The 12667-nt window shown below is 65.8% G+C and carries 13 protein-coding genes; 6 read left to right on the top strand and 7 right to left on the bottom strand.

Annotated elements, in window-relative coordinates; translation table 11 throughout:
- Positions 1-47 precede the first annotated feature (47 nt).
- Complete coding sequence (locus tag ACZK45_RS05365) at positions 48-944, top strand: LysR family transcriptional regulator (protein WP_478445556.1); 897 nt, start codon at positions 48-50, stop codon at positions 942-944.
- On the opposite strand, the gene ACZK45_RS05360 is transcribed toward ACZK45_RS05365, so the two are convergent.
- Positions 932-1984: a sensor domain-containing diguanylate cyclase gene (locus tag ACZK45_RS05360; RefSeq protein WP_032127639.1), complete on the bottom strand. Its 1053-nt coding sequence runs from the start codon at positions 1982-1984 to the stop codon at positions 932-934. The genes ACZK45_RS05365 and ACZK45_RS05360 overlap by 13 nt on opposite strands.
- Before the next feature lie 104 nt (positions 1985-2088).
- Entirely contained in the window at positions 2089-3096 is a 1008-nt protein-coding gene (locus ACZK45_RS05355) for a LacI family DNA-binding transcriptional regulator (RefSeq protein WP_125893725.1), read from the bottom strand.
- A gap of 95 nt (positions 3097-3191) precedes the next feature.
- Between ACZK45_RS05355 and ACZK45_RS05350 the strand changes: the two genes are divergently transcribed.
- The 5 genes from ACZK45_RS05350 to ACZK45_RS05330 are packed head-to-tail and all read left to right on the top strand — an operon-like array spanning position 3192 to position 7824.
- Entirely contained in the window at positions 3192-4244 is a 1053-nt protein-coding gene (locus tag ACZK45_RS05350; RefSeq protein WP_049422750.1) for a sugar phosphate isomerase/epimerase family protein, read from the top strand.
- 27 nt (positions 4245-4271) lie between these two features.
- A complete protein-coding gene (locus ACZK45_RS05345; RefSeq protein WP_049461480.1) occupies positions 4272-5489 on the top strand; it encodes a nucleoside permease in 1218 nt (405 codons plus the stop codon).
- Positions 5490-5501: 12 nt separating this feature from the next.
- Positions 5502-6626 carry a Gfo/Idh/MocA family protein gene (locus tag ACZK45_RS05340; RefSeq protein ID WP_478445555.1) on the top strand — a complete coding sequence of 375 codons (1125 nt, stop codon included), beginning with the start codon at positions 5502-5504 and terminating at the stop codon, positions 6624-6626.
- A 19-nt stretch (positions 6627-6645) separates the two neighbouring features.
- A complete protein-coding gene (locus tag ACZK45_RS05335; protein ID WP_125893717.1) occupies positions 6646-7509 on the top strand; it encodes a sugar phosphate isomerase/epimerase family protein in 864 nt (287 codons plus the stop codon).
- An 18-nt stretch (positions 7510-7527) separates the two neighbouring features.
- Complete coding sequence (locus ACZK45_RS05330) at positions 7528-7824, top strand: c-type cytochrome (RefSeq protein WP_125893715.1); 297 nt, start codon at positions 7528-7530, stop codon at positions 7822-7824.
- A gap of 30 nt (positions 7825-7854) precedes the next feature.
- Here the strand turns inward: ACZK45_RS05330 and ACZK45_RS05325 are convergent, their stop codons facing one another.
- The 5 genes from ACZK45_RS05325 to ACZK45_RS05305 form a co-directional block, all read right to left on the bottom strand.
- Positions 7855-8598: a 3-keto-disaccharide hydrolase gene (locus tag ACZK45_RS05325; RefSeq protein WP_253145364.1), complete on the bottom strand. Its 744-nt coding sequence runs from the start codon at positions 8596-8598 to the stop codon at positions 7855-7857.
- Between the two features lie 14 nt (positions 8599-8612).
- Complete coding sequence (locus ACZK45_RS05320; protein ID WP_125893711.1) at positions 8613-9188, bottom strand: gluconate 2-dehydrogenase subunit 3 family protein; 576 nt, start codon at positions 9186-9188, stop codon at positions 8613-8615.
- Entirely contained in the window at positions 9188-10873 is a 1686-nt protein-coding gene (locus tag ACZK45_RS05315) for a GMC oxidoreductase (RefSeq protein WP_125893709.1), read from the bottom strand. The genes ACZK45_RS05320 and ACZK45_RS05315 overlap by 1 nt, the downstream gene beginning before the upstream one ends.
- A 27-nt stretch (positions 10874-10900) precedes the next feature.
- A complete protein-coding gene (locus tag ACZK45_RS05310) occupies positions 10901-11797 on the bottom strand; it encodes a hydroxypyruvate isomerase family protein (RefSeq protein ID WP_478445554.1) in 897 nt (298 codons plus the stop codon).
- A 201-nt stretch (positions 11798-11998) separates the two neighbouring features.
- Positions 11999-12574 carry a single-stranded DNA-binding protein gene (locus ACZK45_RS05305; RefSeq protein ID WP_010483495.1) on the bottom strand — a complete coding sequence of 192 codons (576 nt, stop codon included), beginning with the start codon at positions 12572-12574 and terminating at the stop codon, positions 11999-12001.
- Positions 12575-12667 lie beyond the last annotated feature (93 nt).

The following is a 12667-nucleotide window of genomic DNA, read 5'->3' as shown; positions in this document are numbered from 1 at the left end:
ACCGTCCAATACCGTGTTCGTACAGCACCAGAACGTTTGAGGTTCCAATGGAACTGCGGCACCTGCGCTACTTCGTCATGACTGCCCAGCTGCAGAGCTTCACCAAGGCCGCCGAGGCCCTGCATATCGCCCAGCCGCCGCTCGGGCAGCAGGTCCGCGCCCTGGAGGAAGAGATCGGCACACCGCTGTTCCGCCGGCAGGGACGCGGCATCGTGCTCAGCGATGCTGGCCAGGTATTCTGGAAAGCCGCGGAGGACATCCTCGCGCGCGTCGACCAGGCCAAGGAGGAAGCGCTGCGCGCCGCACGCGGCGAGGTCGGCACGTTGACATTGGGGCTGACCGAATCGGCGACCTACAACGAGGCGGTCACCGCGCTGATGCGCAGCTTCCAGCGGGCACATCCGGCGGTGCAGGTGCAGCTGGTCGAAGATGGCAGTGAATCGCTGGTCCGGCGCCTCGATGATGGCGAGCTCGATGCAGTGATCGTGCGCCCGCCGTTTTCCGATACCGGTGAACGGATGACACAGCAACTCAGTGCCGAGCCACTGGTGGCAGTACTGCCGGCCGATCACCCGTTGGCGTGCCGGACGAGCATCGCGCTGATCGAGCTGCGCGACGAGCGCTTCATCCTGTTCTCGCGGAAATCGGGCCAGGGCCTGAGTGCAGATGTCGTCGCTGCCTGCCGCAGCCAGGGCTTTGCGCCTACCATCCAGCAGGAAGCGCCCCAGGTGGCTTCGGCGATCAACCTTGCCGCTGCCGGCCTGGGCATCGCCATCGTGCCGGCCTCGATGCAGAGCATGCACCGCAGCGGCCTGGCTTTTGTTGCGCTGGAACTGGGCATGCCGACCACTACGCTGCAGTTGGCGGTGCGCTGCAAGCCTCCGGCAACGGCCGCCCAGCTGCTGGCCTGCGCCAGAGACGTGTCAACACCTCATTCGCCATAGCTGGCGTTGTTCTTGCCCTGGCGCTTGGCGTGGTACAGCGCGCGGTCGGCCAGTGCCAGCCAGTCCTCGACGCTGCCACCGCGCGGCGTCGCCGCGATTCCGATGCTGACGCTGAACTCGATGCCCGGGGTTGCCTGCCGTGCTGCCTCCAGAAGTTGCAGCCGAACCCGCTCTGCCACATGCATCGCATCGACGGGCGCACAGTCCTGCAGCAGCACGACGAACTCGTCGCCTCCCAGCCGCGCAGGGGTATCGCCGGGCCGGGCGAAGGCGCGCAAGGTGGAGGCGATATGGCGCAGCACTTCGTCCCCGGCGCGATGACCGTGCGAGTCATTGATGCGCTTGAAGTCATCCACATCAAGCATCAGCAGGCAGGCAAAACCACCCTGCCCCTGCGCCTTGTCCAGTGCCTGCTGCGCACGGACGATCAGGAAGCCGCGGTTGGCCAGCTCCACCAGCGGGTCCATGCGGCTCAGCCGCTTCAACTGGCGGTTCTGCGATTTCACCCGCCGCGCCAGCTGCCAGCTGAGGATGCTGAGGCCGATGCCGTAGACGAACAGGAATGGCACGCTGAGCACGATCGTGCGCTGCGATGACACCGGCTGGTAAGGAAACCCGAGCCCCCACCAGGTGAGCGCGAATCCCGCTACCAGTGCCAGTGTGGCCCGTACCGCCAGCTTCACCCCACCGGCGGCGATCTTGTCGGCGACCAGCAGCGCGGCGAACAACGCACTGGGTACCACGCTGAGCCCCATGAAGGCGATCCAGCCACCGCCAAAGAAGGAATCAACCACCATGCAACGGAACTGGACCACCGCAGGCTGCCGTGAGCGCTGGGTCAGCACCAGCGCGAGCGCCGGCCAGGCCAGCGCGTTGAGCAGCAGCAACACCCAGGCCCACGGGCCGTCCTGACGTTCAAGAATGATCGAGGCGATGGGAATCGCGCCCAGCCCATTGCCCACGAAGCGCATCCAGCCGATGCGACGTGCCGCGCCGATGCCTTCGACCGCGACTTCCGTCGAGTCCGTCAAGAACGGCATTGCCGACCCCCTTGCGCGATCGCACGCCCTTGCCGGGCGGCCTGTGGTGAGTCTGACAGCTCTGCGTCAATTCGGGATCAAGGATTCACGGCGGTTACCCTGCCTCACCCACGCCTGGGTGGCGCCGTTGAACCCCGCAGCATCAGGCTGAAATCCAGCGTCTGCTGCAGCGGCACATCCATGTGCTCGATGATGGCAAGCAGCAGGTTGACCGCGCGCTCACCGATCTCCCGCATTGGTTGCCGGATGGTGGTCAACGGCGGCGTGAGGTAGCGGGAAGATGCCAGATCATCGAAGCCGACGATGGACAGGTCCTCCGGCACGCGGATGCCCAGATCGCGGCAGGCCGCCAGGGTGCCCAGCGCCATCTGATCGCTGAAACAGAAGATCGCCGTTGGCGCAGACATGCCGTCCAGCAGCGCCATGGCAGCCGCATGGCCGGATTCCACCGAAAAGTCACCCGGCACGATGTTCAGCTGGCGCAGGCGTCCACGCGCCTTGCCAGCCGCCCGCACCCCTTCCAGCCGTTGCTGGTGCAGCGGATTGTCCGGCGGTCCGCCGACCACGGCGATCCGCTCGTGTCCCAGCCCATACAGATGTTCCATCACCACGCGCGCGGCCGCGGCGTTATCGATATGGACGCTGGGAATGCCCAGTGCGGGGTCGAACTCGCAGCCGTTGATCACCGGCGCGGCGGCACCGCGCTGCTGGACGATCTCGCGCGCCGTGGGCGGCAGGCGGTGCCCCAGCACGATCATGCCGTCGGCCTCGTTGCGCCGGAGCATCTGCGCATAGCGCTCCTCGCGGTCGGGTTGATGCTGGGTATCGCCGAGCAGAACCGCATAGCCGACCGCCTGTGCGGCGTCCTCCGCCCCCTGCAGGATCTGCGCGAAGAACGGATTTGCGATGTCCGGGACGGTGACCAGGATCTTGCCGCTGCGCTGGGTCTTGAGCGTGCGGGCCACCGTGTTGGGCACATAGCCCAGTGCGGCGGCGGCCAGCTCGATGCGCGCGCGGGTAGCCGGCAGCACTTTGTCCGGCCGGGAAAGCGCCCGCGACACCGTGCCTGCGGAGACGCCGACGTGCTTCGCGATGTCGTAGATGGTGGCCATGGCGTTAGTTCTCCTGTCTGCTGTGCAGTGCACAACAGGTCCTGCGTGAGCCCCTGCTAGGATAATGCAATCGATTGCATCGAGGGCGAATCACGTTGAAGACGCTCAAGGGTCCAGCGCTGTTCCTGGCGCAGTTCATCGGCGACACGGCTCCTTTTGATCGGCTGGACACGCTGGCCGGATGGGCCGCGGGTCTGGGCTATTCTGGCGTACAAGTCCCCACCGGCGCGCCCCACCTGTTCGATCTGGCCGAGGCCGCGCGCAGCCAGGCGTACTGCGACGACGTCGCCGGCATGCTGGCCGGTCATGGCGTGCAGATCACCGAGCTGTCCACCCATCTGCAGGGGCAGCTGGTCGCGGTGCATCCGGCCTACGACAGCCTGTTCGACGGATTCGCGCCGGCGGACAAGCGCGGCGATCCGGCTGCCCGCCAGGCTTGGGCAGTCGAGCAGCTTCTGCTGGCCGCCAAAGCCAGCCAGCGCCTGGGGCTGACCGCGCATGCCACGTTCTCCGGCGCATTGGCCTGGCCCTATTTCTATCCCTGGCCGCAGCGTCCACCGGGACTGGTGGAAGAAGCCTTCGCCGAACTCGGCCGCCGCTGGCGCCCGATCCTGGATGCGTTCGACGCCTGCGGCGTGGACCTGTGCTTCGAGATCCACCCGGGTGAGGACCTGCACGACGGCGCGACCTTTGAACGCTTCCTCGATGTGGTGGACCATCACCCCCGCGCGAAGATCCTGTACGACCCCAGCCACCTGCTGCTGCAGCAGATGGACTACCTGGGTTTCATCGACCGCTACCACGCGCGCATCGGCATCTTCCACGTCAAGGACGCGGAGTATCGCGCCAGCGCGAGCAGCGGCGTCTATGGCGGCTACCAGGACTGGATCGATCGTCCGGGCCGGTTCCGTTCGCCCGGTGACGGCCAGATCGACTTCAAGGCGATCTTCTCCAAGTTCGCCCAGTACGACTTCCCCGGATGGGCGGTACTGGAATGGGAGTGCTGCCTGAAGCACCCGGAGGACGGCGCACGCGAAGGTGCCGCCTTCATCCGCGACCACATCATCCGGGTGACCGAGCGCGCCTTCGATGACTTTGCCGACAGTGGCACGGACGCCGCATCACTGCACCACATGCTGGGAATCTGAGCCATTACCGCCCCGGGAGGGCAAGCCATGTCGCACGCCATGTCGCGCTTGGGCGCGATGATGTTTCTGCAGTTCTTCATCTGGGGAGCGTGGTTCGTGACCCTCGGGACGTACCTGGTACAGGGCCCGCTGCAGGCCAGCGCCAGCCAGGTGGCCACCGCCTTCCTCAGCCAGTCGATCGGCGCGATCGTGGCGCCGTTCCTGGTCGGCCTGATCGCCGATCGCTACTTCGCCGCGCAGCGCATCCTAGCGGTGCTGCACCTGGCCGGCGCGGTGCTGATGTGGCTGGCGTCCACCGCCACCAGCTTCAGTGTGTTCTCGGCCTGCGTGATGGGCTACATGCTGCTGTTCATGCCGACATTGGCACTGGCCAACAGCGTGGCGATGCGGCACATGCAGTCGCCCGAGAAACAGTTCCCGCTGGTACGCGTGGCGGGCAGCATCGGCTGGATTGTCGCAGGCGTGCTGATCGGCTGGCTGGGCTGGGAGCAGGCCCATCGGCTTGAACTGACGTTCCGCATGGCGGCGCTGGCATCGCTGGTACTGGGCCTGTATGCGTTCACCCTGCCGCACACGCCGCCACTGGCACAGCAGCGCGATGCCGGGCTGGGGCAGATCCTCGGGCTGGATTCATTGCGGCTGCTGAAGTCGCGCGCCTACCTGGTGTTCTTCCTGGCTTCCATCGCCATCTGCATCCCGCTGTCGTTCTACTACAACTTCACCAATCCGTATCTCAACGACCTGGGCGTGCGCGGCGCCGCGGGCCTGCAGTCGCTGGGCCAGGTTTCCGAGGTGCTGCTGATGCTGGCCATGCCGTTCCTGTTCGTTCGCCTTGGCGTCAAGACGATGCTGGCGGTCGGCATGGCGGCCTGGGTGGTGCGCTACGTCCTGTTCGCCTTCGGCGATGCGGGCAGCGGCTTCTCGCTGCTGGTGATCGGCATCGTGCTGCACGGCATCTGCTACGACTTCTTCTTCGTCACCGGCCAGATCTACACCGATGCCCATGCCGGCCCCGCCGTGCGCAGCAGCGCGCAGGGCTTCATCACCCTGGCCACGTACGGCGTGGGCATGCTGATCGGCACCTTCCTGTCCGGCGCGGTGGTGGAGCACTTCACCACCGAGGCCGGCCCCGACTGGCAGCAGATATGGCTGTTCCCGGCCGCTGTCGCGCTGGTGGTGCTGATCGCCTTCCTGCTGCTGTTCCGCGACCGGCCCGCCGTGGCCGCCGCATCTTCCACACCCTGAGGATTCGAGCCGATGCCAACGCTTGGAATCGCCATCGTCGGCGCCGGCATGATCGGCGCCGTGCACCGCCGTGCGGCCTTGCTCGCCGGTGCCGAGGTACGCGGCGTTGCCGCTTCGTCAGCGCAGCGCGCGCGTGAGATGGCGCAGCTGTGGAATGTCCCGCGCGCCTATCGGGATATCGAAGAGGTGATCGCCGATCCGCAGGTGCAGGTCGTGCATGTCTGCACGCCCAACCATCTGCACCGCGCGATGGCGCAGGCCGCACTGGAAGCCGGCAAGCACGTGATCTGCGAGAAACCGCTGGCGACCACGCTGGACGATGCGCAGGCGCTGGCGGCGTTGGCCGCCTCGACCGGCTTGGTTGCCACGGTCCCCTTCGTCTACCGCTACCACCCGGTGGTGCGCGAGGCGCGCGCACGCATCGCCCAGGGCGATCTCGGGCCGCTGCACCTGATCCATGGCAGCTACCTGCAGGACTGGCTGCTGGACCCGGCCAGCAACAACTGGCGCGTGGACCCGGCGTTGGGTGGCGCATCGCGCGTGTTCGCCGACATCGGCTCGCACTGGTGCGACCTGGTGGAATGGGTCAGCGGCGAACGCTTCGCCGAGGTCAGCGCGGCGTTCTCTACGGTCATCGCCGAGCGCGGCGCCGTCAGCGGGCAGAGCTTCAGCACGCCAACCGCAGCCAGCGCAATGCAGGCGGTAACGAGCGAGGACGTAGCGGCGGCGATGTTCAGGACCGGCGCCGGTACGCTGGCATCTCTGACGGTCAGCCAGGTCTCGGCCGGACGCCACAACCGCCTCTGGTTCGAGATCGACGGTGCCAACGCCAGTGTGGCCTTCAACCAGGAGGACGCCGAGCGCCTGTGGATCGGCCTGCCCGACCAGCGCGAGGAGGTCTTCGTGCGCGGACCAGGCGCCGGCAGTGCCGATCAACGCCGCCTTTCCGTGCTGCCGGCCGGCCACGCGCAGGGCTACGCCCAGTGCTTCGAAGCATTCGTCGCCGACAGCTATCGCGCCATCGACGACGAGCGGCCGCGGGGCCTGCCCACCTTCGAGGACGGCCTGCGCTCGGCGCAGATCGTCGATCGTGTCATTGCATCGGCCAGGTCGCGTACCTGGACCACCATCGGTTGAAACCCGGGAGGATCTGTTGATGAAAGCCCTTGTCCATGGAACTGCAAGCCTCATTCTGCTGCTCGCTGCCCTGCCCGCTTTTGCAGTCGAAGCTGTCAGCACGCAGAAGCCGATCGCGGTACAGATGTACACCCTGCGCGATGCCGGCTCGCTCGAGCAGCAGCTGAAGATCGTCCACGACGCTGGCGTCCATGCGGTGGAAACGGTCGGCACGCAGAACACCAGCGCCGCCGAGCTCAAGCAGCTGCTGGACCGGTATTCGATCAAGGCAATTTCATCGCATGTGCCGCTGGCCGAGCTGCGCAGCAACCTGGATGGGGTGGTGACCTTCAACCGGTCGATCGGCAACACGACGCTGGTGGTGCCGTACCTGGACAAGAAGGATCGCCCGGGCGATGCCGCCGGCTGGACCGCCCTGGGCCAGGAACTGGGCCGCATCGCAAAGCAGGTGCGCGGCAAGGGCATGCGCCTGGCCTACCACAACCACGACTTCGAACTGGCCGACTTCGACGGCAGGACCGGACTGGAGCTGCTGTTCGCCGCCGCCGGTCCAGACCTGCAGACCGAGCTGGACCTGGCCTGGGTCGCGCGTGCAGGCCTGGACCCGGCCGTGATGCTGGCAAAGTTCCGCGGCCACGTGTTCGCGGTACACGCCAAGGACAATGCACCGAAGGGCCAGGCCCAGGACGAAGGCGGATTCGCCGCGGTGGGCCAGGGCGTGCTGGACTGGAACGCGATCCTGCCTGCTGCGGCAGCCGCCGGCGTGCATTGGTACATCATCGAGCACGACCAGCCACGCGATCCGGCCAGGATCATCCAGACCGGTGCGGACTATCTGCGTGAACACCTGACCACCCGCGTGCCCGCCCGTGCGCGGCGCTGACGCATCAAGGAGCCCCACATGAAAATGATCCTGGCAATGGCGGTGGCCCTGGGCGGCATGAGCGTTGCGACAACCGCCTGGTGCAAGGACGACCCGGCTGCGGGTGCAAAGCTCTACACCGCGAACTGCGTGGCCTGCCACGGCGCCGATCGTGCGGGCATGCCGGGCGCGTTCCCGGCGCTCACCGATATCGGCAAGCGCATGGCACCCGCACAGATCAAGGAAAAGATCAGCAAGGGCGGCGGGCTGATGCCGCCCTTCTCCCAGCTGTCACAGCAGGAGATCAATGACATCGCCAGCTACCTGGCGAAGTAAGCGGCCGGCGACCACGCCGGCCGCGTGCCCCTACAGCTCGCGCGCCCAGATGTTGCGGTAGCTGACCCTGGAGTCATGTTCCTGCAGATAGAGCGGCGCACACCCATGCGGCGCGTAGGAAGGCGCACCGATGTATTCGGTCTTGCCGGCCAGCACAGTGTCGTCCTGCACCAGCACGCCGTTGTGCAGTACCGTGATGCGCGCGGGCGAGACAAGCCCACCGCCCGCCGAGAAGCGCGGTGCTTTCCAGAGGATGTCGTAGGCCTGCCACTGTCCCGGTGCGCGCGAGGCGTTCACCAACGGCATGGCCTGCTTGTAGATCGAACCCGCCTGGCCATTGGCATAGGTCGGGTTGTTGTAGCTGTCGAGCACCTGCAGTTCATACAGCTCCTGCAGGAAGATGCCGCTGTTGCCGCGGTTCTGTCCGTCGAAGCCCTTCGTGTCGGTGGGCGTACGCCACTCGACATGCAGCTGGACGTCGCAGAAGCGTTGCCTGGTGCGAATGCCCTTGCTGCCGGGCACGACGGTCATGGCGCCATCGGCAATCTTCCAGGGCACGCGCCCGCCCTGCTCCGACTCCCACGCGGAGACATCCTTGCCATCGAACAGCACGATTGCGTCGGACGGTGCCTTGCCTGGCGGCGTGGCAACGGTCGCAGGCACCGGCGTCCACACCTCGGTCTTCTTCGGATCGCGCGCGGCGTCGGCACCGTTCTGCGCGAACAGGGGTGCGGCGGCCAGCACGGTGGCCGCGATCAGCAGCGGCTTGATCATCCTGTTGCACTCCATCAGCTGGTCCCCCAGGCGGGCGTGCCGGGAACATAAGCAAGATCGCCGTCGTAGCGCCCCGGCACGGCAACGTACTGCAGCACCCCGGTGGCACCGACCTTGGAGGTGAAGAAGCCGAAGATGGCCAGCTGCTTGAGCATCGTGAAGTAGTGCGGCATCGCCTCGCCTTCTTCAGGCGTACCGGTTTCGGTCACATCGGCATGACGTGCCTTGGCTTCTGCATCGAGCGTGCGCAGCAATTCGGAGCGGGCGTGCGGCGTGAGCGACACGAAGCGGCCACCGGCCCGTTTGTCGATATCGGTCAGCCCTGCGCGGAACGCCGCCTGCTGCCGGGCGGTGTAGCAGTCAGTGACGAACGTCGCCATGAACAGGCCGGCGCCGGCATCCTTCGCCCCTGGTGTCCGGGTCCGCGGCAGGATGGTCTCGGCGATCTCGTCCAGCGTAGCGACGTCGGTATCGGAGAAATGAATCTTGGTGGCGCCCGCCGGTGCCTGACCCTGCACAAGGGCAGGCAACCCAACCATGGCCGCACCGGTGGCGGCGACGATCATCTTCAACAGCTCGCGGCGATCCATCAGAGATTCCCCGCTTTCAGTTCGCGCACCGCATGATCTGCGGCCCGAGCCGTCAGCGCCATGTAGGTCAGCGAAGGATTCACGCAGGCGCTGGAGGTCATGCAGGCCCCGTCGGTCACATAGACATTGGGTGCATCCCAGACCTGGTTGTGCTGGTTCAGCACCGAGCTCTTCCGATCACGTCCCATGCGCGCGGTCCCCATTTCGTGGATGCCCTTGCCCGGGGCGTAATCGTTGTCGTGCATCTTCACGTCCTTGACGCCGGCCGCCTCCAGCATCTCGGCGGCATCGGCGGCCATGTCCTTGCGCATCGCCAGTTCGTTGGCGCGCATGGCAACGTCCATCGCCAGCACCGGCAGACCCCACTTGTCCTTGCGGTCGCGGTCCAGGCGGATCGTGTTGTCGTGGTGCGGCAGCATTTCACCGAACCCGGTCATGCCGATGCGCCAGTCACCGGGCACGGTCAGCGCCTCCTTCAGATCGGCACCGATGTTCAGCTCGGCGATCTCGCGCGACCAGCCGGTGCGGCTGGCACCGCCCTGGTAGCCGAACCCGCGCAGATAGCCGCGCTTGTCGGCCGCAACGTTGCGGAAACGCGGAATGTAGAAGCCGCAGGGGCGACGCCCGAAGTAGTACTTGTCTTCGTAACCCTCGACCCGGCCGGAGGCGCCCGCACCGAAGTGATGGTCCATCACGTTGTGCCCGAGCTCGCCCGACGATGAGCCCAGCCCGCCCTCCCACACATCAGTGGCCGAGTTCATCAACAGCCACGTCGAGTTGAACGACGACGCGTTGAGGAAGATGACCTTGGCCGTGTACTGGTAGGTCTGGCCGGTTTCGGCATCGATGACCTCCACACCGCGGGCACGCTTGCGGTCCTTGTCGTAGAGCACTTCCTTGACGATCGAGAACGGCCGCAAGGTCAGGTTGCCGGTCTTCATCGCCGCCGGCAGTGTCGCTGCCTGGGTGGAAAAATAAGCGCCGAAAGGGCAACCCAGGATGCACTTGTTGCGGTACTGGCAGTTGACGCGGCCCTGTTCCGGCATGGGCTTTGTGATGTTGGCAGTGCGCGAGTGGATCATATGGCGCGTTCCGCCGAAGGCCTTCTTGATACGCGCGGCCACATCCTTCTCGACGATATTCAAGGGAATCGGCGGCAGGAACTCGCCGTCCGGCAACACGTCCAGTCCTTCGCGCGTGCCGGCGATGCCGGCGAACTTTTCCACATGGTCGTACCACGGCGCGATATCGGCGTAGCGGATGGGCCAATCGGCCGCGATGCCGTCCTTGAGGTTCGCCTCGAAATCCAGGTCGGAGAAGCGATAGCTCTGCCGGCCCCATAGCAATGAGCGGCCGCCGACGTGGTAGCCACGGAACCAGTCGAAACGTTTGGTCTCGATGTAGGGCGAGTCCTGTTCGTTGGCCCACATCCCTTCCAGATTCTCAGCCAGGCCGTAGTCGCGCATCAGCACCGGGAAGTCGGCCTTCATCGCCTGCGTTGGCCGGTTGCGATGCGGGAAGTCCCACGCTTCCTTCATCGCATTGACGTAGTCCTTGACGTGCTCGATGTTGCGTCCGCGTTCCAGCATCAGGACCTTCAGGCCCTTTTCGGTCAGCTCCTTCGCCGCCCAACCGCCACTGATTCCCGAGCCAACAACAATGGCGTCGTAATGATTATCTGCCATGGGTTTCTCACCTGGGTGGATATCGTTTCAGACGTCGCAGAGGCGGATCGCCCCGCGCAATGAGCCAACGGGATCGGGCGCTGCAGGCGTGAACTCCTGCGCCAGATACCCCTTGAAACCGGTGTCGCGGATCGCGCGGCAGATGGCCGGATAGTGGAGCTCCTGCTGGTCTCCGATCTCGTTCCGGCCGGGCACGCCTGCGGTGTGGTAATGCTTGAAGCAGGCGTGATGCTTGCCGATGGTGGCGATGATGTCGCCCTCCATGATCTGCATGTGGTAGATATCGTAGAGCAGGCCGAAGTTGTCCGAGCCGAGTCGCTGGCAAAGCTCCACGCCCCATGCCGAGTGGTCGCACAGGTAGTCGCGATGATCGACCCTGGAATTCAGCAGCTCCATCACCAGCACCACCCCGCGCTTCTCGGCGTGCCCGAGTATGCGCTTGAGGCCGGCCTCGGCATTGGCCATGCCTTCGGCGGGGTCCATGCCGTTGCGGTTGCCGGAGAAGCAGATCAGGTTGCGATAGCCGGCATCGGCCACCAGATCAATGTGCCGCGTGTAGCGCTCCACCAGCTGGTCATGGAACTGGCGGCCGGCAAAGCCCTTGGTCAGGCCCAGCTCCGCGCCGTTGCACATCGAGCTGTACACGCCATTCGCCTTCAGCGTGGACCAGTCTTCCGGGCCGACCAGGTCGATCGCGGCAAAGCCGATGTCCTTCACCGTCGCGCAAAGCTGGGCGACGGACAGCTGCGGGAACGTCCAGCGGGCCACGGAGTGCTTCAGGTTGCCCTTGAGCGCTGCGGTGGCGGCGAATGCAGGCAACGCTCCCGCAGTACCCAGAGCTACGCCTCCAGCAACCGCCATGCGCAACGCATCGCGCCGCGTGAGGCCCGTCGCCGGGGCCGGTCTGATCGAATGGATGGACATCCACCTGCCGGCCTCCCAACCGGTATCAAACGCAACGATTCACGGCAATGCAATCGATTGCACCATAGGGGAGGAAATTGTCTGTTTGCAAGTCGCGGTGCACGAAAACCGATGCTGCGGGGCACAACTCCGAAGGGATTCCGGATAAAGAAAAGCCCCGCATGAGCGGGGCTTTCTTTTCTGCTGCGAACGAGCGTTCGATCAGAACGGAATATCGTCGTCAGCGAAGTCGTCCATCGGCGGCGCCTGCTGCGGCTGCGGGCGCTGGTTGCCACCCTGGTTGCCGTAACCGCCGCCCTGATTGCCGCCCTGGTTGCCATAGCCACCGCCCTGGCCGCCGCGCTGGCCACCGCCACCGCCGCCGTACTCCTGGCGCGGCGCCTGCTGGCGCTGCGGGCGATCGCCGCCGTAGTTGCCGCCACCGCCGCCACCGCCGCCTTCACCACGGCCGCCCAGCATCTGCATTTCATCGGCAACGATGTCGGTGGAGTACTTCTCCACGCCGTCCTGGCCGGTGTACTTGTCGTAGCGCAGGCTGCCTTCGACGTAGACCGAGCTGCCCTTGCGCAGGTACTCGCCGGCGATCTCGCCGAGCTTGCCGAAGAACACCACGCGGTGCCATTCGGTACGTTCCTGCTGGTTGCCATCCTTGTCCTTGCGGACGCTGGTGGTGGCCAGGCTGATGCGGGTGATCGCCATGCCGCTCTGGGTGTACTTCACGTCCGGGTCGTTGCCGAGGTTGCCGACCAGGATGACTTTGTTGATGCCGCGCGCCATAGGTAAGTGATTCCATTGTCCGGGGGCTGGTGCCTGTCATAGCACACAGCCGGAGTTGCCGATACCCGGCCGCCCATGGGTGGGCACTGCCAG

It is taken from the genome of Stenotrophomonas sp. 63632_Sma (assembly GCF_056482875.1).
This window is presented reverse-complemented; position numbering and strand designations above follow the sequence as displayed.